Origin of the sequence: uncultured Negativibacillus sp. (genome assembly GCF_944388365.1) — a bacterium.
In the GTDB taxonomy this organism is placed as follows: Bacteria; Bacillota; Clostridia; order Oscillospirales; family Ruminococcaceae; genus Negativibacillus.
In genome coordinates this window covers 52,054-71,386 of the sequence record NZ_CALXIN010000003.1, presented here as the reverse complement: position 1 = coordinate 71,386, position 19,333 = coordinate 52,054, and the positions used below count along the sequence as shown (strand labels likewise).

Here is a 19,333-nt window from a genome sequence, read left to right as displayed (position 1 = left end):
CAAGTGTTTGCTGGTTTAAAGTTTTCATTGTTCAATTTTGAGGGAACATAGAAGCAACGCAAGCGTTGCTTCGGTAAATATCTTCGATATTTACAAGAAGTCTCCTAATTAAATAGTTGGTGCTAATGGCGATGAGGATCCACCTGTTCCCATTCCGAACACAGAAGTTAAGCTCATCAGTGTCGAAAATACTTGGCGGGTGACTGCCTGGGAAAATAGAGCGGTGCCAACACAGAGCGACTCGAATAATCGGGTCGCTTTTTTCGTGTATGCGGATTTTTCCTCAGAATGGATGAGAAGTTGAAAACTTGTACACTTTTGCAGTATAATGACGCTGGAATGTTTTTCAGGGAGGTTTTGAAATGCCATATTTTGAGTTTGAAGGAAAACAGATTTACTATGACGAGAAGGGCGAAGGAAAACCGGTCATTTTTCTGCATGGAAATGTTGCATCCTCCAAAATGTTTGAATTTATCTTGTCTCTGTATCGGCAGTTTCGGGTGATCACGATGGACTTTCTCGGATATGGAATGTCCGATCGAATGGACCAGCTTCCGGCGGACCTCTGGATTTGGCAGTCAAAGCAGGTGATTTCACTGATCCAACATCTGAATGTGGAAAAAGTTTGCCTTGTTGGAACCAGCGGCGGTGCCTGGGTGGCAATTAACACGGCTTTGGAGCGTCCTGACCTGGTGGAACGGGTGGTCGCCGACAGTTTTGATGGCAGGGAATCTTTGGATGCGGCCTTTTCTGATAATCTGCGCAGAGAACGTCAGGCGATGAAGGACAATGAGAACGCCTGGTGGTTTTATTCCTGGTGTCAGGGCCAGGATTGGGAGGAAGTGCTGGAAAAGGACACACAGGCCCTTCTGGCCTGCGCAGAACAGGGATTATCATTGTTTACACATCCGATCTCTGAGCTGCGTGTGCCACTGCTGCTGACAGGAAGCAGACAGGACGAAATGGCGGCAAGTCTGGAGGATGCTTGGGAAGCGATCAGGCAGCAGGTGCCGCAGGTTCAGACCTGTTTGCTTGATGAGGGAGAACATCCTTCGATTATCACCAATGCGGCGGAGTGCGCGCGGGTGATCGGTGCGTTTTTACAGGATTAAGTGATAAAAAAGCGGAAATGCAGCTGCATTTCCGCTTTTTTTGATGTGTTTATTCTACGACAATAAGATCCTTTGGATATTTGTTCAGGACCTCACAGCCATCCTCGGTGACCAGCACCAGATCTTCGATGCGGACACCAAATTTTCCTGGGAGATAAATGCCTGGTTCGATCGAGAAAACCATGCCTGGACGGGCGATAACATCGCAGTCAGAAGCAACCGGTGGTTTTTCATGCTCCTTCATGCCGATGCTGTGGCCGGTACGGTGGGTGAAGTATTCCCCGTAGCCGCCATCTTCGATGACCTTTCTTGCAGCGAGGTCAAACTCACGCAGCGGCAGTCCTGGTTTAACTGCGGCAATAGCAGCCTCGTTTGCCTGACGAACCAGCTCATATACCTTGCGCTGTTCCTCCGAAGCGGTTTTATAGAAGACCGTGCGGGTCATGTCGCACCAGTAGTGGTTAAATGGTGCGCCGATGTCGATGACGATGCTGTCGCCTTCCTTCAGGACGGTATCGTCTGCATCGTGATGCGGGTCAGCGCCATTGGCTCCCATGGCGACAATCGAGAATCCGAGCTTGTCGCAGCCTTTTTCCTTGAAGAAGTTTTCGACCTTGGTGGAAATCTCACGCTCGGTGGCGCCGGCTTTGACCGAGTGAATCGCCATGTCGACGCAGGCGTCGTCGATGGCGGAAGCTTCACGCATTCTCTGGCGCTCCTCCTCGTCCTTATACATGGTAGCCTGCTCTACCGGCAGAGAGCCGGCAACCGGCTGTACATCGGGACGGTGCTTCATCAGACCGATCAGGAAGCGGCTGGGCCAGGTTTCGTCGATGCCCAGTACTCCTGGAGCTACCGTCTGAGCCAGCTGTGCAACCGGATCGTCGCTGTCAGTGTGCTCCACAACCTCCATGCCCTCCTGTGGCTGCAGGCCAAACAGCTTGTTGCCAAAGAAGACGACACGGCCGCTGTCATCCAGATACAGCGCCATCATGCGTTCCATCGGTGCAATCCAGATGCCGGTGAGGTAAAATACCGGTTCGGTCTCGGTCACGATGATCTGATGCAGTCCGGCCTTTTTCATGTTTTCGCGTATCAGATTCAATCTTTGCTGATTCATAAGACAATCAATCCTCCATCTATTTTATTTTGAAATAAAAAATCATTGGATTGGTTTTATTATAGCACAAGTTGATACAGAATCAAATGAAATTAAAGACGAACGGAGGATAATTATTGACAAACGACAAAAGAAGGATTATAATTTGTAACTGTTGATACTTTGTAACAAATGATACAATTAGGAGGCAAGCATGGAAGCAAGAAAACAAGCAACCGTATTATCACAGACAAAGGAGCGCACCAAGGTTCGCAGTATGACGCTGATGGCATTGTTTTCGGCACTGACGGCGCTGGGAGCATTTATCACCATCCCGATTCCTCCGGTACCTTTTTCGATGCAGATCTTTTTTGCGATTCTGGCGGGCGCGCTGTTGGGTTCCCGCTGTGGTGGATGGAGCGTCGGCATCTATGTACTGCTGGGACTGTGCGGTCTGCCGATTTTTACCAAGGGCGGCGGTCTTTCCTATATTTTTCAGCCGACCTTCGGTTATATTGTGGGATTTGCTGCAGGCGCCTGGGCCTGCGGAAAGGTGATTGAACTGCGCGGCGACCATCAATTTTCCACCCTGCTGATGGGCTGCTTTACAGGTGCTGCGGTTGATTTTGCGCTGGGAAGCGTCTATTTCTATCTCATCCAGAATGTTTATATGGGAGCAGAGATGGGCATGTGGAAGGTGCTGTATTCGACAGTCCTGCTCTTTCTGCCGGCAGATACCATTCTGATGATTCTGGCAGCCGCTCTGGCAAAGCGCCTGATCCCGATACTCAAGCAGGAACGACTGATTTAAGACATTCTCCTTTCTCCTTTGCAAAACGAAGCGGAAGCCCCTGGGGCTTCCGCTTCGTTGCTTTTATCGCTGATTCTTTGATTTGATCCGGCAGCACAGTCCGGCGCACACCAGAGAATATGCTGCCATCAGTCCCAACAGAGGAAGGGGCGAGAGGTGATGGTGACCGCTATATCCACTCATTGAGGACAGAAGATCCAAAACAGGGAAAACAAGGGCTATCACGCCGCCCCAACACTTTCCAAATGAAAGAAGGATTCCGCTGCACCAGAGGGTGAGCAGAAAAAACAGGATGGACAGTGGCAGGTCTATCTGCTGAGGGATCGAGGAAAAAGGATAGATAAACACCCAACAACTCAAAAGCGTCGCTGCGATGGCAGGAAGAAAAAACAGAAGGCAGGTCAGAAAACGCAATCCCTTTTTCATAGGCTCCTCCTTTGATTCAAAACAAGGTGAATTTTTTAAAGTAAGTATGCCACAAGGTGAGTATACCACACTTCTCGAAAGACCGCAACAAAACGGATTGTCCGAACCGGCAGATATGCTATAATAAAAGCAAATGACCAAGGAGGAACGGTTTATGAAGATAGATTCCCCAAAATCTGTGCAGCCGCAGGAGAAAGGCGACCTGCTCTACGACCTGGTGTTGGCACAGCAGCAGGACGAGGAAGAAATACGCGATGCGCTCTATCAAAATCAGACGCTGGAGGGCTACGAGGGCAGCAATATGGAGTTTAAAAACTGCACCTTTCGGGGATGTCAGTTTGTCGATTGCCGGATGAGCAACTTTTCCTTCGTGGATGTGGTGATGGAAAACTGCAATCTGTCCGGCTGTGAGCTGCATGACCTTGCCTGCCAGCGGCTCAGACTGCGCGGCTGCAAGATGATGGGAACGGGACTGAGCCATTCCCTGCTGCAAAATACCGCCTTTCTGGGGTGCAATCTGCGCTATGCCCGTATGACCGACACCAGGCTCAAGGCGGTGGAATTTGACAGCTGCACCATGCAGGAGGCCGATCTGAGCGAAGGAAGGTGGCAGTCGGTGGAATTTCACGACTGCGATTTGCAGCGCATCCAGCTGCTGCACACGCCGCTTGTTGACATCGACCTGCGAAGCTGCCATATCGAGGGACTGCGGCTGGCAGTACCCGACCTCAAAGGAGCGATCGTCACCGCCGAGCAGGCGATTGGACTGGCTTCCTTTTTGGGAGTTGTCATCCGATAGGAGGGAAGAAGATGAAAATTTTGGTGGATGCGGACGCCTGTCCGGTGGTAGACCTGACGGTACGGGAGGCGAAAGCAAGGAATATTCCGGTCACACTGATTACCGACACCGCGCACGTCCTCAACCGCATCGACGCCGAGGTCATCACGGTGGAAAAAGGGAGCGATTCGGCCGACTTTAAGCTGGTCAATCTGGTGCAGAAGGGCGACCTGGTGGTCACACAGGATTATGGCTTGGCGGCAATGGTGCTGGCAAAGGGCGGACGGGCGCTCAATCAAAACGGGATGATCTATTCCGAACAGAACATGGACACACTGCTGTTTACCCGCCACATTGCAAAGAAGGTGCGGATGGCGGGTGGACGCACCAAAGGCCCGCACAAACGGACAAAGGAGCAGGATGAGGACTTTCTGCGCACCTTGCAAAAGATGCTGGAGGAAGCGTAGCTGCTGGGATATGCTGCGGAGGCGGAGCAGGCAGAAAAATTATATTTTTTATGGAGCCGACGTAAGAGCGAAACACTTTTCTTTTGGCGTCACCTTTTCTTTTAGCAAAGAAGGAGAAGCGGCGGAGCAGGCAGAAAAATTATATTTTCTATGGAGCCGACGTAAGAGCGAAACACTTTTCTTTTGGCGTCACCTTTTCTTTTAGCAAAGAAAAGGTGACAAGGGACAAAAAACAGGGTTTATTTTTGTCTGAAAGGACATTTGTTGCGAACATATCCCATAAATAAAAAGAAAAGAAAGAAAATAAAAAGAAATGAAATAAAATCATCAAAACAAAATAGTTATTATTTTATGGAGGATGAGGAGGAGAGAGAAAACCGATTTGATGATTTTGAGTTTTCTTAGAAGGTTTTACTGTTGGGGCTACTTGCCTAGGGCATATACATGTCTCCTTAACCTCCACAAACTTTTATGTGTTTCTATGGATGGTTTTTGCGTAGAAAACCCTTTTATTCAGACCCATTTTGTGGTATCCTAGTAGCTATAAAACTTGATTTTCAAGGCAAATTCCGCATTGTCAGGCCATTCCTGACAGGCTTCATAAAAAAGGAGAGATAGAACAATGGATTATCAGCGTCTTGCACAACTGCTTTTCCCTGATATCACAACCACCCCTGAGGACATTGAAAAAATGTATCCGCCGCGCAATCTTCCAGAGGGAGCAAAGGTCACCCGTGTGGCTCCAAGCCCGACCGGTTTTATGCACCTGGGCAACCTGTTCAGCGCTATCGTCGGTGAACGTCTGGCGCACCAGAGCAACGGTGTATTCTTCCTGCGCATCGAGGACACCGACCTCAAACGTGCGGTAGAGGGCGGCGTAGAAAAGATCATCAGGGTATTTAACCACTATGCTTTGAACTTTGACGAGGGCGCTACCATCGACGGCGACAACGGCGCTTACGGTCCATACCGACAGCGTCAGCGCGCCAATATCTACCAAACCTTTGCAAAACAGCTTGTTGAACGCGGACTTGCTTATCCTTGCTTCTGCACCGAGGAAGAGCTGACCGAAATGCGCGAAAAACAGCAGGAAATGAAGATCAACTTCGGCTACTACGGTGAGTGGGCAAAATGCCGCAACCTCACCTTCGAGGAGATCGAAGCCAACATCAAAGCCGGCAAACCATACGTGCTGCGCTTCCGCTCCGAGGGAGATCCGAATAAACGTTTTCTCCATCGCGACCTTGTCAAAGGTGACATCGAGCTGCCGGAAAACGATCAGGACATCGTTCTGCTCAAGTCCGACGGCATCCCGACCTATCACTTTGCCCATGTCATCGACGACCACTTCATGGGAACCACCCACGTTGTCCGCGGCGAGGAGTGGCTTGCTACTTTGAACATCCATCTCCAGCTGTTCCGCACCATGGGATGGAAACCGCCGAAATATGTCCACACTGCGCAGCTGATGAAGATGGACGGCGGCTCCAAGAGAAAGCTGTCCAAGAGAAAGGACCCAGAGCTTGCGCTCGATTTCTATAATGCAGAGGGCTATCCGGTTCCATCGGTGCTGGAATACCTGATGACCCTGTTAAACTCCAACTTTGAGGATTGGAGAATGGCAAACCCAACCGCACCGATGAACGACTTCCAGTTCACCACCAAGAAGATGAGCAACAGCGGTTCTCTGTTTGACGTGGACAAGCTTAAAGACGTCAGCAAGAACACCATCTCGATGATGAGCGCAGAGGAAGTTTACAACGAAGTAACCACCTGGGCAAAGGACTTTGACCAGCAGCTGTACAACCTGCTGACCGCTGATGAGCAGAAGGCAAAAGCCATCTTTGCTATCGGACGCGGCGGCGCTAAACCGAGAAAAGACCTTGCGATCTGGAGCGAAGTCAAGGACTATGTTGCCTTCTTCTATGAGGAGCTGTTCACTCCGGCGACCGAGTATCCGCAGAACATCTCCAAGGAGGACACCCTTGCAATCCTCAACCAGTACAAGGGCATCTATAACCCAGCCGATGACGGCGAAACCTGGTTTAATAAGGTTCGCGAGATGGGCGAGGCACTGGGATTTGCCGGCAAGCCGAAGGATTACAAGAAGAATCCTGACCAGTATAAAGGTCACGTCGGCGACGTCAGCCAGGTCATCCGTCTGGCAATCACCGGCAGAACCAATTCGCCGGATCTGTGCAGTGTAATGCAGATTCTGGGCGAGGAAACCTGCCAGCAGAGACTCTCTCAGGCGATCGAAACCGTAAGCCGCTAACGCGAAATATTATAAAGTTTTTGATCGAACTTTTTACAAAAAGTTCGTGGGTTTCCAAAGGGCAACGCCCTTGGTCGCACTCCGCAGAGTGCGAAACCCCCACAACAAAAACAATATAATAAAATAAAATCGATAGAGGCAGCAAAGCTGTTTCGGTGCGGGCACACGTTAAGTGTGCCTGTGCACAACAGTGCGCCAAAGGCTTTGCCTTTGGTAATACTCCGCAGAGTGCGAAACCCCAAAACAAAAACAATATAAAAAATAAAAGCGATAGGGGCAGCAAAGCTGTTTTGATGCTGCCGCACGAGAGTGCGCCAAAGGCTTTGCCTTTGGTAATACTTTGCAGCGACATAACCGCCTGTTGTCCGAAGTAGTAGGCAAGCAGCTTAATATTTGCCCGCTGCCGGAGCAGACCGGCATCGATGTAAGTACCTACTGCCCGAAGTGGTAGGTAGGTGGCTTAGCATTTGCCCGCTATCGGAACAGATAGGGGGAGAGAGCTTTGCACAGCAAAGCTCCCGAGGGGATGTGCCCTTGGCACGCCTTTGGTTACTTTCCTCGTGAAAGGAAAGTAACCCCGGGGTGCAGGGGCGGGGAGCCACCCTGCAAAAAGGTTCTCGCAGGAACTTTCCTGCAAATGAAAACCAGAACAGGTCTCTGCCGTCAAAAATCATCCACCGGATAATTTTTGAGGATAGTGTATTGAACCCATCGGTTCTTGAAACCCTTTTCTCTTGCAGAAAAGGAGATTGAAAACAAGTTTTCAATCAGGAGTTTGCTCTTTTTGCCCATGAAGGATTGGGCAAAATTGCCTGCGGCAACCGAGCAAAGCTCCGTTAGACGAAAACTTTTGTTTTTTAAAACAAACATTATTTTCCGAAAGGACTGAGCATAATGGCTGACGAAAAAGTTTTGGACACCGAAAATATGTCCAACTTTATCCATGATATTATTGACGAAGACCTCGCCGAAGGTCGTGTAACCAAGATTCACACCCGTTTCCCACCAGAACCAAACGGCTACCTGCACATCGGCTCTGCCAAGGCAATCTGGATCAATGCCGGTACCGCACAGAAATACGGCGGTCTGTTTAACCTGCGCTTTGACGATACCAACCCTGTCCGCGAGGACGACGAGTACGTCAAATCCATCGAGGAGGACCTGCGTTGGCTGGGTGCGGAACCGACCGGCGGCATCTACTACGGTTCCGACTACTTTGACAAATGCTATGAGTTTGCAGTCAAACTCATCAAGGAAGGCAAGGCATACGTCGACGACCTGACCGCCGACGAGATGCGCGAATACCGCGGCACCCTGACCGAGCCTGGCAAGGAAAGCCCATACCGCAACCGTTCCGTGGAGGAAAACCTCGACCTGTTCGAGCGCATGAAGAACGGCGAATTTGCCGACGGAACCCACACTCTGCGCGCGAAGATCGACATGGCATCTCCAAACATGAACATGCGTGACCCTGCTATCTACCGCATCGTCCATGCACATCATCACCGTCAGGGCGACAAGTGGTGCATCTATCCGCTGTACGACTTTGCACATCCGATTCAGGATGCGCTGGAAGGCATCACCCACTCGCTGTGCTCCATCGAGTTTGAAAACCATCGTCCACTGTACGACTGGGTTGTCAACAACGTCGGTTTCGAGCACAAACCACATCAGTACGAGTTTGCCCGCCTGAACGTCACCCACACCGTCATGAGCAAACGCTACCTGCGTGAGCTGGTCGAAACCAAGAAGGTCGACGGCTGGGATGACCCAAGAATGCCTACTCTGAGCGGTCTGCGCCGCCGCGGCTACACTCCAAGCTCGATCAATGAGTTTGTCAAGAAGGCAGGCGTCGCCAAGGCTTACAGCATCGTAGACATCGGTCTGCTGGAGCACTGCATCCGCGACGAGCTGAACACCAACGCTCAGCGCCGTGTAGCGGTTCTGCGTCCAATCAAGGTAGTTATTACCAACTACCCAGAGGACAAAGAGGAATATTTTGAACTGCCGAACATTCCTAAGAATGAGGAAGCAGGTGTCAGAAAGGTTCCATTCACCCGTGAGCTGTACATCGACGCCGATGACTTTGCAGAGGTACCACCTCCGAAGTTCTTCCGCATGAAACCGGACGGTGAGGTTCGTCTGATGGGCGCCTACATCGTTAAATGCAACGAGGTCATCAAGGACAGCGAAGGCAATGTCGTCGAGCTGCACTGCACTGCTGACCTGGAAACCGGCAACGGCAACCCTGTTGACGGCAGAAAGATCAAAGGTACCATCCATTGGGTATCTGCAAAATATGCGATTGATGCAACCGTCCGTCTGTACGACTACCTGTTCACATTGGAAAATGTAAACGACGTACCGGAAGGCACCAACTACCTAGATTACCTCAATCCAAACTCGCTGACCGAGCTGACCGGCTGCAAGCTGGAGCCGGCTCTTGCAGAGGCAAAGGTGGGCGACAAATTCCAGTTTGTCCGCACCGGCTATTTCTGCAAGGACAGCAGAAATGAAGGCGTATTTAACCAGATTGTCGGACTCAAAGACAGCTGGGCAAAAGAAGCTAAAAAGTAAAAATGATAAAACAAGGTCCGACAGCAATTTGCTGTCGGACCTTGTTGGTTTTATGGTTATTCTGCGATGATGTCGGCATACACGCCGTGGCAGGCTCTGAGCAGGTCATCCGGCTTTGCTTCAATCTGAAAGCCGATCTTTCCGCCGCTGACCACCATCGTTTCCTGCGCCTGTGCAGAACTGTCAAATACGGTGCGGTACAGCTTTTTCATCCCGATTGGGGAGCATCCGCCGCGGATATAGCCGGTGACGGCGTTGATCTGCGCCACGGGAATCATCTCCAGCGACTTTTCGCCGAACACCTTGGCTGCCTTTTTGAGGTTCAGTTCATGTTCCACCGGCAGCACGCACACAAAGTAGTTGCCGCTGTGCCCTTTGGTGACCAGCGTCTTAAAGACTTTGGCAGGGTCCATGCCCACTTTTCGGGCGACAGCTGCGCCGTCGATGTGACCGTCCGAGGCGTCGTAGGTGTGCATCTCGTAAGGAATTTTTTCTTTTTCCAGAATGCGCATGGCATTCGTTTTTGGGACACCCATGGATGTGATCCCCTTTCTACAGGTTGTTACAGAGAAGGACGCCCGACGTTTTGTCAGAGCGTCCTTCGTTACATTATGTTCTTTTTCTTTGATAGATTTGTTTTGCCTTTCGGGTTTGCAGGGTAGTCACTGCACGTCCCTTTTTGCAGGGTGGCTTCCCGCCCCTGCACCCCGGGGTTACTTTCCTTTCGCGAGGAATGTAACCAAAGGCGCGCCAAAGAGGAAGTGTCCTCTTTGGAAACACCTCTGAGGGGCACATCCCCTCGGGAGCTTTGCTGGTACAAAGCTCTCTCCCCCTGACTTCCCCGTGAATAAGAGGTTGCCAGGCCACCTGCCTACTACCTAGGGCAGCAGGTACTTTCGTCGACACCGTTCTACACCAAAAGCGGGTTGATGTCAGGTTTCTCCCGTGCCACCCAAGATAGTAGGCGGTTACGTTGAGCACTGTCTCTATCGAGACAGAGGGGTTTCAAAAGGGGGCATACCTGCCCCCTTTGCTGGAAATCCAAAAACCAGGAGGTTTTTGGTGTGCTCTTTGTGCAACTTTCTTCACACAAGAAAGTTGCCGCGGGTGCGGGCTGCGGAAGCCCACATAAGTCATGCAGGGACTTTCCTGCAACAAAAGCCCTCGCAGGAGCTATCCTGCAAATGAAAAGCAAAACAGGTTTCTACCGTCAAAAATCATCCTCTGGATAATTTTTGAGTGTTAGATTGCAAAACAAATTGGTTTTCGAGAACTTTTTCTCTTGTAGAAAAAGCGATTGAAAACAAGTTTTCAATCCCGAGCTCTCCAAAATACGCCTGACGATAAAGGCTTTTCGCCTTCTGCGGAAGGCGACCAGAGTTTCACTCTGGATTGGACAAACTTTATTTTGTGTTGGCGGGCAGCTGCTTACTTAGCGTAAATCTTTACGATGTTGACCAGTGTTTCGGTCATCTTATCCATCGCTTCGACTGGAATGTACTCGAATCTGCCGTGGAAGTTATGTCCGCCGGTGGACAGGTTTGGACATGGCAGACCCATGTAGGACAGTCTTGCGCCGTCTGTGCCGCCGCGGATCGGAACGGTCTGCGCTTCTACGCCGCACTGTGCAAACGCTTTTCTTGCGTTGTCGATCAGGTGCATGTGTGGCTCGATCTTTTCCTTCATGTTGCGGTAAGACTCGGTGATGGTCAGCTCAAAGGTGCCTTCGCCGTATTTTTTGTTGAGATAATCGGCGATGTCCTGCATAACCTGTTTCTTCTTCTCATATTTTTCAGCGTCGTGGTCACGGATGATGTAATCGAGCTCTGCTTCCTCAACGTGGCCCTGGATGCTGCCCAGGTGGAAGAAGCCCTCATAGCCCTGGGTATATCTTGGGTTCTGTTCTACCGGCAGCATCTGGTGATATTCCATTGCCAGCAGCGAAGCATTGAGCATAGCGTCTTTTGCGGAACCGGTGTGGATGCTCAGACCGTGAACGACAACCTTTGCGGAACCAGCGTTGAAGTTTTCGTACTCCAGTTCGCCCAGCTCACCGCCGTCGACGGTGTAAGCGAAGTCTGCGCCGAAACCTTCGACATCGAAGTAGTTGGCACCGCGGCCGACTTCCTCGTCAGGAGTGAAGCCGATTTTGATCTTGCCGTGTTCGATGGAAGGATTGTTGATGAGGGTCTCTGCCATGGTCATGATCTCAGCGACACCGGCTTTGTCGTCTGCGCCCAGCAGGGTAGTGCCGTCGGTGACCATGAGGTGCTGACCGACGTATTTATTCAGGCTTGGATATTCCTTGACGGTCATGTAGATCTGTTTTTCTTCGTTGAGCAGGATGTCGCCGCCCTGATAGTCGATGACTTTGGCTTTGATGTTGTCGCCCGAGGCATCCTCTGCGGTATCCATGTGTGCGATAAAGCCGATGGTTGGTTTGTCCTCCTTGCCGGCAGTAGCGGGAATGGTGCCGTAGACGTAGCCTTTGTCATCCATGAAGGCGTCGGTGATGCCCAGCTTTTTCATCTCCTCGACGATGTCGGCAGCCAGGACCTTCTGGCATTCGGTGGTAGGGATGGTCTGGGACTGATGGTTCGACTGAGTACCGAAGCTGACATAATGAAGCAGTCTTTCGTATGCTCTCATGAAAATCTCCTCCGTTTCAACAGTTAAATTTTATACAGGAAGCAAGGGGAGCCCTTGCTGTTATGCATCCTTATTATAGCGCACCCGAAAGTAATTGGCAACTTGCCTTTTGTCCGTAGACTGCCCGCCAACGCAAAATAAAGTTTTTTGTCAAACTTTTGTACACAAAAGTTTGCGGGGGTTAAGGGCACATATATGTGCCCTAGGCGAGCAGCCCCAACTTATCAAAATAATTTATATAAAACCGATAGAGGCAGCAAAGCAGTTTCGATGCTTTCGCACGTCAGTGCGAGCAATGCTTGCATTGCTCTTGTTCGCCTCGACCGCATTTAAAAAGTCTGAACACAAAACTTTGCGAGGGCTTGGGGTGAGTAGCCCCAACTTATCAAAATAATTTATATAAAACCGATAGAGGCAGCAAAGCAGTTTCGATGCTTTCGAGGCCCGCATACCTGCTTTGTGCATTACCATTCTTTTTATGATGCGGGCATGAGAATGGGCATTGCCCATTCTCCGAACTTTGGAGAAGCTGCTGTTACCTTTTCTTTGCTAAGAAAAGAGGACAAAATATGTTCCATATTTGTCCGACCAAAAGAAAAGTGCTTGACTCTCAGGTCAGCTTCATCAAAAATAGAATCTTTCTGCCTGCTCCGCCTGCCTACCATCTTTGCCAAAAGAAAAGTGCTTGTCCCTCTCACCAGCCTCATAAAATTTCTCTTTTTCCACCTCTCAAAAGCAAATTTCCACCCTGCAAAGATGCAGCTGTCCCGATTTTTACAGTGCAAATCCGCCAGTAATTTGCTTTTTCGCAGGCTCAAATTTGAAATCCTGCAAAAAAATGCAGATTTGATAAATGTTTAACGAAAAAGTTCTTGCTAAATTCTCCAATACCTCTTATAATAGGACAAGAGACGATCATTTATTTTTTGAAGTCCATAATCTGAAAGGAGTTACCGATATGAATTATTCTCATGAAGTAGAGAGAATGTGCCCCATCGCAAAGGGTCCACACCATGGTCCGGCTCCGATTCCGGAAGAAGGAAAATGGGTCAAGGCATATCAGATTTCTGATATCTCCGGTCTGTCCCACGGCATTGGCTGGTGCGCTCCGCAGCAGGGCTGCTGCAAACTGACACTCAACGTTAAAGACGGTATCATTCAGGAGGCTCTGGTGGAAACACTGGGCTGCTCCGGTATGACCCACTCCGCTGCAATGGCTGGCGAGATCCTCCCAGGCAAAACTTTACTGGAAGCACTCAACACCGACCTTGTCTGCGATGCAATCAACGTTGCAATGCGTGAAATCTTCAAACAGCTGGCATACGGCAGAACCCAGACCGCATTCTCCGAGGACGGTCTGCCGATCGGCGCAAGCCTGGAGGATCTTGGCAAAGGTCTGCGCTCCCAGGTTGGTACCATCTTCTCCACCGGTGCAAAGGGTGTTCGTTACCTCGAGCTGGCAGAAGGCTACATCCTGTCGGTTGCTCTGGATGAAAACAACGAGGCAATCGGTTATAAATTTGTCCGCGTAGGCAAGATGCTCGAAGCAATCCGCCACGGCATGGATCCAAAAGAAGCATACGAGAAGAACATCGGTACCTACGGCCGCTATGAAAACGCACCGAAGTACATCGATCCTCGTGAAGAATAAGAGATAGGAGGGAACTACATCATGGCTAAATTTGAAGGACAGGAAAGAAGAATGCCTAAAATTGAGGCAGCTCTGAAAGAATATGGAATGACCTCCCTGGAAGAAGCCAGAGATCTCTGTCTCTCCAAGGGCATCGACGTTGAGTCGATCGTCAAAGGCGTACAGCCAATCGCATTTGAAAATGCAGTCTGGGCTTACACCCTGGGCGCTGCAATCGCACTGAAAAAGGATATCACCAAAGCTGCTGATGCTGCAGAGGCAATCGGTATCGGCCTGCAGGCTTTCTGCGTTCCAGGTTCGGTTGCAGAAAACCGCAAGGTAGGTCTTGGCCACGGCAATCTGGGCGCAATGCTGCTCAGAGAGGAAACAAACTGCTTCTGCTTCCTGGCTGGTCACGAATCCTTCGCAGCTGCTGAAGGCGCTATCGGTATCGTAAGAACCGCCAATAAAGCAAGAAAATCTCCTCTGCGCGTTATCCTCAACGGTCTGGGCAAAGATGCTGCTTACATCATCTCCAGAATCAACGGCTTTACCTATGTTGAGACCAAATACGACTACTTCACCGGCGAGCTGAGCGTTGTCCGTGAGGTTGCATTCTCGGACGGCGACAAGGCAAACGTAAGATGCTACGGCTGCGACGACGTTCAGGAAGGCGTCGCTGTTATGCAGAAGGAAAAGGTTGACGTTTCCATCACCGGTAACTCCACCAACCCGACCCGTTTCCAGCATCCGGTTGCAGGTACCTACAAGAAATGGTGCGTTGAAAACGGCGTAAAATACTTCTCGGTTGCATCCGGCGGCGGCACAGGCCGTACTCTGCACCCGGATAACATGGCTGCTGGTCCTGCTTCCTACGGTATGACCGACACCATGGGCAGAATGCACTCCGATGCACAGTTTGCAGGTTCCTCCTCCGTTCCGGCTCACGTTGAGATGATGGGTCTGATCGGCATGGGCAACAACCCAATGGTAGGCGCTACCGTTGCATGTGCAGTTGCTGTCGAAGAGGCAAACAAATAAGTTCGGTGAGACTTTTCACCGTTTTGACAGAGCCTTGTGAAAAATCCACGAGGCTCTGTTTTTTTATGTTGAGAGCAACAGCAGACAAACAACGGGCATCCATGTTATAATAATTCTTAGAAAGACCAAAACAGGATGGGAGGAACGGAAGATGGAGCAAAAAAGAAGGTATTATGAAGCCTATGAGGAACGCTATCGGCAGGTGCATGAGGAAGGGCTCCAGTGGTCGTCCGATTCTCCATCCGAAATTGTAGGACAGGTCATCCAAAAATACGGGATCACAAAACAGGCTCAAATGCTGGAAATCGGCTGTGGCGAAGGAAGAGATGCAGCTTACCTGTTAAAAGAGGGCTATCACCTGCTGGCGACCGATCTTTCAGGGGAGGCGATTGCTTATTGCAGGGAAAAATATTCTGACTTTCGGGAAAACTTCTGCACGCTGGACTGCCTGAACGAAAGGTTAGAGCAGAAATTTGATTTTATCTATGCGGTGGCAGTTCTGCACATGTTTGTGCTGGAGGAGGACAGAAGCAAATTCTATCAGTTCATCGGCGAACACCTAAAAGAAAACGGGATAGCTTTGATTGGAACGATGGGAGATGGAAAGATGGAGGTCTGCTCCAATCCCGAGGAGGCATTTACCTTACAGCGCAGAACCCACGGGCAAACGGGAAGAGAAATGATGCTTGCAGGAACCTCCTGCCGCGTCGTGAGCTTTGATACTTTTCGGCAGGAAATTCACAGCGCAGGACTCAAAGAGCTGGAAATGGGGCTGACATCCATTCTGCCGGATTTTCCAACAATGATGGTTGCCGTTATCAAGGCAGAAAAATAAGGTATAAGATTCCAAGTGCAGAAGGACTGTACTTGTTGGCACTTTGTCGTTTTGCAGATAAAATTTTCTGATGCACGCTTTGGTAAGAAGTGGCGAAACGGTGCTTCAACAGGCTGAGGAATCTGCGAGAATGATGGATTAAAAGAGAAAGCACAAAGCAGTTTGCTCAATTTTTGTCAAACTCTTTGTGCTTTCTTTCCTGTTTGCGTCGGTGACAAAAAGATGTATAATAGTAGGACAGGAAAAATCAAACGCAATGGAGGAAATTATGTACAATCCAAATCAAAATGGGGCAAGAAACCTGATCTTGCAGCTGATGGGCGGCATGGTCGGCATCGTTTTGCTGACGGCAATCTGCTTTTTGCTGCTGTACGGTGTGCCGGTCAGAGGAATGCCCAAGGTGGATGACATTATATCAGCACAGGTGACGCTGGGAGACAAGAGCTGTGAGGTGCAGCCGGAGGATATGCAGATTGCGGCAGACCTTGCCGGCGGGCTCAAGTGCTGGTTTGGAGAAGCGGACCAGACGGTTCCCGAGGCGACCATCACCTATCAGATGAAGGACGGCAGCACCATCGTCGTGGGTGCAGATGCAGATACCATTTACAAGGATGGAACATTTTATGCACCAAAGGGAAACAATGGAGAACTGTTCTACAATGTGGTAGAGGGCATCTTTTTTTCATAAAAGGTAAAACAAGGAGAGAGCAAAAATGAGATATGAAAATCAGGGAAAAGGCGGCGTCAAAAAATGGGTTGGAATCTTTATCGGCTGTCTGCTGGGAGTGTTTATCGCGCGCACACTGGTGTACGGTTTTCCCATTTGGGGAATGCCGGATGAAGAAAAGCTGGTAGCGGCTACGGTGGAGATTGCAGGAGAGAGCGTGGAGGTCTCGCAGGAGGATCTTTCGCTGGCGGCAGCATTGGCTGGCGGTCTGCGCTATTGGGGCAATGTGGAGGAGGAAACCATGCCGGAAGCTGTCATCACCTATCAGATGGAGGACGGCAGCACCATTGTCGTCGGTGCTGACGAGGACACCATCTATAAAGACGGAAAATATTACCGCCCGCGCGGTGACTGCGGCGCCTTTTTTGCAGATGTAGCCAAGGCAATTTTAGCCGACTGGCATGGATAAAGGGGAAGGTCCCCTATTTTGATAGAGGGAAGAGGATGCAAGATGAAAACATTGATTTTTAATGGATCTGCTCGAAAAAACGGCGATACCTATGCGCTGATCAACGAGCTGACCCGCCAGCTGGAGGGAGAGTATCGGGTAGTGGATGCCCACACCTGCGGCATCCATGCCTGCTGCGACTGCCGGTACTGTTGGGAGCACGAGGGCTGCTGCGTCAAGGATGGATGGGATGAGATTGACGTCTATCTGCGGGAGTGTGACAACGTTGTCATCGCTTCGCCGGTCTATTTCTGCGAGATCACCGGTCCGGTGCTGAGCGTGCTCAGCCGCCTGCAGATGTACTGGGCATCGCGCAATTATCGTCATCAGCGCCTGCTGCAAAAACCAAAGCGCGGAGGAATGCTGCTGGTCGGCGGCGGCAAGGGAACAGCCACCTCGCCGATGAACACCTCGGCGGTGCTGCTGCGGCAGATGAATGCAAAGGAAATCTTTGATCCGGTCTGCTGTTTTATCACCGATACCTGCCATGCGATGGAGTCTGAGGAAACGGTGAAGGAAGTAAAACAGCTGGCAGATTTTCTCAACCGAAAAGACTAAAAACAAAAAGAGCGCCCTGTGCGCTCTTTTTGTTTTGGAGAGAAAAGTCGCGGGTTGTCGGCGAAAAAGAAGGAAGATTGTCTTTCTGTGAAAGAACAAGTAGTGACATAAACGTACAAACGGAAACGACAAATAAAAAGCTTCTTGTGCATAATCACGATGAAAGAGGGTGAAATAGCTTTTAGAATTGCTTCTGCCCATGATTTTTGTGGGCATATTGTTCAATTTTTGACGATAATTTATCTCTAAAGGATAAAAACATTGTGATTAGTTTAGATTCTAACATTGTTGCGTGCGCAATATGAACAAAATTGAAGCAAGTTATTAATATTCTATGGACAAATATGTAAAATTAAGTTATAATGAAATCACCAAGCAATCACCAACAATTTAAATGTTGAGGAGGAAAAATGTATGGAAGCTTTTATGGATCAATTAAACCAAGTTGTAGTAGCCTTACAGGGTGTCCTGTCCGGTAAAGTCCTGGTAGTGCTGCTGGTAGGTACCGGTATCTGGTTTACTATCAAACTTCGTGGTGTTCAGTTTGTCCAGTTCGGTCGTTCGTTAAAAGCAGTATTTGGTAACATCAATCTGAACGGTGAAAAGGCTGGCAAAGACGGTATGTCTTCGTTCCAGTCCCTGACAACAGCGATTGCTGCTCAGGTAGGTACAGGTAACCTGGCAGGTGCTGCTACCGCAATGGTAATGGGTGGCCCTGGCGCTATCTTCTGGATGTGGGTTTCCGCTATCTTCGGTATGGCAACCATCTTCGTTGAGGCATCTCTGGCACAGAAATATAAGACAGTTGACGATTCCGGCGAGGTTACCGGTGGTCCTGTTTACTACATCCGTGCTGCTTACAAAGGCACATTTGGTAAAGTTCTGGCTGCAATCTTCGCAATTCTGATTACTCTGGCGCTGGGCTTCTTCGGCAATATGGTACAGGCAAACTCGATTAGTGCTGCATTTAAAGGCGCATTCGGCATCAACCCAGTTTATGTAGGTGTTGCTGTAGCAGTTCTTGCTGGCTTCATCTTCCTTGGTGGTATTGGCCGTATCGCATCCGTTACAGAGAAACTCGTTCCAATCATGGCTGCTTTCTACATTCTGGGCGCTTTGATTCTGATTATCATGCATGCTGGCGAGATTCCAAACGTATTTAGAATGATTTTTGTTGGTGCATTCAATCCAGAAGCTGCTCTTGGCGGTTTTGCTGGTGTTGGTGTTGCTAAAGCAATCCAGTACGGTGTTGCTCGTGGTCTGTTCTCCAACGAAGCTGGTATGGGTTCTACTCCACATGCACACGCTGTTGCAAAAGTTAAACATCCTTGCGATCAGGGTCTGGTTGCAATCTGCTCTGTATTTATCGATACTATCATCATCCTGAACCTGACTGCTTTTGCTGTTATGTGTACTGGTCAGCTGCATGAAGTAAATCAGCCTCTGACCGCTGCTGAGCTGACTCAGGCTGCATTCGTATCCGGATTTGGTTCCTTCGGCGCTATCTTTATCGCAATCTGTATGTTCTTCTTCGCTTTCTCCACCATCATTGGCTGGTACTTCTTCGGTGAGAAGAACGTAAGATATCTGTTCGGAGCAAAAGCTACAAAGGTTTATGCAGCACTGGTTGTTGTATTTATCGTTATCGGTTCTGCTCTGAAAGTTGACCTGGTTTGGAACCTCTCCGACCTGTTCAACAGCTTGATGGTAATCCCGAACGTACTCGGTCTGTGGGCTCTGTCCAACGTTGCAAAAGACCTGTATGATGACTGGAAAAACCAGAAACCTGCAAAAGTTAAATAAGAAACCTGAAAATTCACGATACATGTCTATCTGAGGAAAAGGCGCCCAATAGGGTGCCTTTTCTTTGCGCTTTTTTAAAATGATGGGCAGAGTGCTA

General features: G+C 49.7%; 18 protein-coding genes and 1 rRNA gene. 15 read left to right on the top strand and 4 right to left on the bottom strand.

Annotation, left to right across the window (positions count from 1 at the left end; all coding sequences use genetic code 11):
• The first annotated feature begins 115 nt into the window (after positions 1 to 115).
• Positions 116 to 232, top strand: a 5S ribosomal RNA gene (rrf, locus tag Q0L39_RS01070).
• A gap of 130 nt (positions 233 to 362) precedes the next feature.
• Positions 363 to 1,112, top strand: coding sequence for an alpha/beta hydrolase (locus tag Q0L39_RS01065; RefSeq protein WP_296626488.1), 750 nt, complete (start codon positions 363 to 365; stop codon positions 1,110 to 1,112).
• A gap of 49 nt (positions 1,113 to 1,161) precedes the next feature.
• Here the strand turns inward: Q0L39_RS01065 and Q0L39_RS01060 are convergent, their stop codons facing one another.
• The gene (locus Q0L39_RS01060) at positions 1,162 to 2,232 is read right to left on the bottom strand and encodes a Xaa-Pro peptidase family protein (RefSeq protein WP_296626487.1); all 1,071 of its coding nucleotides are present in this window, start codon (positions 2,230 to 2,232) and stop codon (positions 1,162 to 1,164) included.
• 193 nt (positions 2,233 to 2,425) lie between these two features.
• Between Q0L39_RS01060 and Q0L39_RS01055 the strand changes: the two genes are divergently transcribed.
• Entirely contained in the window at positions 2,426 to 3,022 is a 597-nt protein-coding gene (locus Q0L39_RS01055; protein WP_296626486.1) for a biotin transporter BioY, read from the top strand.
• Positions 3,023 to 3,085: 63 nt separating this feature from the next.
• On the opposite strand, the gene Q0L39_RS01050 is transcribed toward Q0L39_RS01055, so the two are convergent.
• The gene (locus Q0L39_RS01050) at positions 3,086 to 3,448 is read right to left on the bottom strand and encodes a hypothetical protein (RefSeq protein WP_296626485.1); all 363 of its coding nucleotides are present in this window, start codon (positions 3,446 to 3,448) and stop codon (positions 3,086 to 3,088) included.
• A 154-nt stretch (positions 3,449 to 3,602) separates the two neighbouring features.
• Between Q0L39_RS01050 and Q0L39_RS01045 the strand changes: the two genes are divergently transcribed.
• The 4 genes from Q0L39_RS01045 to Q0L39_RS01030 all read left to right on the top strand — a co-directional run bounded on the left by Q0L39_RS01045 (position 3,603) and on the right by Q0L39_RS01030 (position 9,545).
• A complete protein-coding gene (locus tag Q0L39_RS01045; RefSeq protein ID WP_296626484.1) occupies positions 3,603 to 4,247 on the top strand; it encodes a pentapeptide repeat-containing protein in 645 nt (214 codons plus the stop codon).
• An 11-nt stretch (positions 4,248 to 4,258) separates the two neighbouring features.
• Positions 4,259 to 4,693, top strand: a complete 435-nt coding sequence (locus tag Q0L39_RS01040; RefSeq protein WP_296626483.1) for a YaiI/YqxD family protein — start codon at positions 4,259 to 4,261, stop codon at positions 4,691 to 4,693.
• A 622-nt stretch (positions 4,694 to 5,315) separates the two neighbouring features.
• Entirely contained in the window at positions 5,316 to 6,968 is a 1,653-nt protein-coding gene (gene gltX / locus Q0L39_RS01035; RefSeq protein ID WP_296626482.1) for a glutamate--tRNA ligase, read from the top strand.
• Positions 6,969 to 7,862: 894 nt separating this feature from the next.
• Positions 7,863 to 9,545 carry a glutamine--tRNA ligase/YqeY domain fusion protein gene (locus Q0L39_RS01030; RefSeq protein ID WP_296626481.1) on the top strand — a complete coding sequence of 561 codons (1,683 nt, stop codon included), beginning with the start codon at positions 7,863 to 7,865 and terminating at the stop codon, positions 9,543 to 9,545.
• Positions 9,546 to 9,601: 56 nt separating this feature from the next.
• On the opposite strand, the gene ybaK is transcribed toward Q0L39_RS01030, so the two are convergent.
• Positions 9,602 to 10,081, bottom strand: coding sequence for a Cys-tRNA(Pro) deacylase (gene ybaK / locus Q0L39_RS01025; RefSeq protein ID WP_296626480.1), 480 nt, complete (start codon positions 10,079 to 10,081; stop codon positions 9,602 to 9,604).
• A gap of 892 nt (positions 10,082 to 10,973) precedes the next feature.
• Entirely contained in the window at positions 10,974 to 12,194 is a 1,221-nt protein-coding gene (gene pepT, locus Q0L39_RS01020) for a peptidase T (protein ID WP_296626479.1), read from the bottom strand.
• A 489-nt stretch (positions 12,195 to 12,683) separates the two neighbouring features.
• Here pepT and Q0L39_RS01015 point away from each other — a divergent pair, with 489 nt between their 5' ends.
• From Q0L39_RS01015 to Q0L39_RS00980, 8 genes are all read left to right on the top strand, one after another.
• Positions 12,684 to 13,055 carry a hypothetical protein gene (locus tag Q0L39_RS01015; RefSeq protein ID WP_296626478.1) on the top strand — a complete coding sequence of 124 codons (372 nt, stop codon included), beginning with the start codon at positions 12,684 to 12,686 and terminating at the stop codon, positions 13,053 to 13,055.
• 97 nt (positions 13,056 to 13,152) lie between these two features.
• Positions 13,153 to 13,845, top strand: coding sequence for a hypothetical protein (locus Q0L39_RS01010; RefSeq protein ID WP_296626477.1), 693 nt, complete (start codon positions 13,153 to 13,155; stop codon positions 13,843 to 13,845).
• 21 nt (positions 13,846 to 13,866) lie between these two features.
• Positions 13,867 to 14,865, top strand: coding sequence for a GGGtGRT protein (locus tag Q0L39_RS01005; RefSeq protein WP_296626476.1), 999 nt, complete (start codon positions 13,867 to 13,869; stop codon positions 14,863 to 14,865).
• 151 nt (positions 14,866 to 15,016) lie between these two features.
• Positions 15,017 to 15,700: a class I SAM-dependent methyltransferase gene (locus Q0L39_RS01000; RefSeq protein WP_296626475.1), complete on the top strand. Its 684-nt coding sequence runs from the start codon at positions 15,017 to 15,019 to the stop codon at positions 15,698 to 15,700.
• Between the two features lie 268 nt (positions 15,701 to 15,968).
• Entirely contained in the window at positions 15,969 to 16,388 is a 420-nt protein-coding gene (locus Q0L39_RS00995) for a hypothetical protein (RefSeq protein WP_296626474.1), read from the top strand.
• A 25-nt stretch (positions 16,389 to 16,413) separates the two neighbouring features.
• Positions 16,414 to 16,836, top strand: coding sequence for a hypothetical protein (locus Q0L39_RS00990; protein ID WP_296626473.1), 423 nt, complete (start codon positions 16,414 to 16,416; stop codon positions 16,834 to 16,836).
• Positions 16,837 to 16,878: 42 nt separating this feature from the next.
• Positions 16,879 to 17,433, top strand: coding sequence for a flavodoxin family protein (locus tag Q0L39_RS00985; RefSeq protein WP_296626472.1), 555 nt, complete (start codon positions 16,879 to 16,881; stop codon positions 17,431 to 17,433).
• 426 nt (positions 17,434 to 17,859) lie between these two features.
• Positions 17,860 to 19,236 (top strand): sodium:alanine symporter family protein, encoded by a 1,377-nt coding sequence (locus Q0L39_RS00980; RefSeq protein WP_296626491.1) that lies wholly within the window; start codon positions 17,860 to 17,862, stop codon positions 19,234 to 19,236.
• Positions 19,237 to 19,333: the final 97 nt, after the last annotated feature.

What these genes read in the sequence shown, in the direction of transcription:
- Q0L39_RS01000 (WP_296626475.1), top strand. Translation starts at nt 15,017, where the DNA reads ATGGAGCAAAAAAGAAGGTATTATGAAGCCTATGAGGAACGCTATCGG.
- Q0L39_RS01045 (WP_296626484.1), top strand. Translation starts at nt 3,603, where the DNA reads ATGAAGATAGATTCCCCAAAATCTGTGCAGCCGCAGGAGAAAGGCGAC.
- Q0L39_RS01015 (WP_296626478.1), top strand. Translation starts at nt 12,684, where the DNA reads ATGAGAATGGGCATTGCCCATTCTCCGAACTTTGGAGAAGCTGCTGTT.
- gltX (WP_296626482.1), top strand. Translation starts at nt 5,316, where the DNA reads ATGGATTATCAGCGTCTTGCACAACTGCTTTTCCCTGATATCACAACC.
- Q0L39_RS00985 (WP_296626472.1), top strand. Translation starts at nt 16,879, where the DNA reads ATGAAAACATTGATTTTTAATGGATCTGCTCGAAAAAACGGCGATACC.
- Q0L39_RS00990 (WP_296626473.1), top strand. Translation starts at nt 16,414, where the DNA reads ATGAGATATGAAAATCAGGGAAAAGGCGGCGTCAAAAAATGGGTTGGA.
- Q0L39_RS01005 (WP_296626476.1), top strand. Translation starts at nt 13,867, where the DNA reads ATGGCTAAATTTGAAGGACAGGAAAGAAGAATGCCTAAAATTGAGGCA.
- Q0L39_RS01065 (WP_296626488.1), top strand. Translation starts at nt 363, where the DNA reads ATGCCATATTTTGAGTTTGAAGGAAAACAGATTTACTATGACGAGAAG.
- pepT (WP_296626479.1), bottom strand. Translation starts at nt 12,194, where the DNA reads ATGAGAGCATACGAAAGACTGCTTCATTATGTCAGCTTCGGTACTCAG.
- Q0L39_RS00995 (WP_296626474.1), top strand. Translation starts at nt 15,969, where the DNA reads ATGTACAATCCAAATCAAAATGGGGCAAGAAACCTGATCTTGCAGCTG.
- Q0L39_RS01050 (WP_296626485.1), bottom strand. Translation starts at nt 3,448, where the DNA reads ATGAAAAAGGGATTGCGTTTTCTGACCTGCCTTCTGTTTTTTCTTCCT.
- Q0L39_RS00980 (WP_296626491.1), top strand. Translation starts at nt 17,860, where the DNA reads ATGGATCAATTAAACCAAGTTGTAGTAGCCTTACAGGGTGTCCTGTCC.
- Q0L39_RS01030 (WP_296626481.1), top strand. Translation starts at nt 7,863, where the DNA reads ATGGCTGACGAAAAAGTTTTGGACACCGAAAATATGTCCAACTTTATC.
- Q0L39_RS01055 (WP_296626486.1), top strand. Translation starts at nt 2,426, where the DNA reads ATGGAAGCAAGAAAACAAGCAACCGTATTATCACAGACAAAGGAGCGC.
- Q0L39_RS01060 (WP_296626487.1), bottom strand. Translation starts at nt 2,232, where the DNA reads ATGAATCAGCAAAGATTGAATCTGATACGCGAAAACATGAAAAAGGCC.
- Q0L39_RS01040 (WP_296626483.1), top strand. Translation starts at nt 4,259, where the DNA reads ATGAAAATTTTGGTGGATGCGGACGCCTGTCCGGTGGTAGACCTGACG.
- ybaK (WP_296626480.1), bottom strand. Translation starts at nt 10,081, where the DNA reads ATGGGTGTCCCAAAAACGAATGCCATGCGCATTCTGGAAAAAGAAAAA.
- Q0L39_RS01010 (WP_296626477.1), top strand. Translation starts at nt 13,153, where the DNA reads ATGAATTATTCTCATGAAGTAGAGAGAATGTGCCCCATCGCAAAGGGT.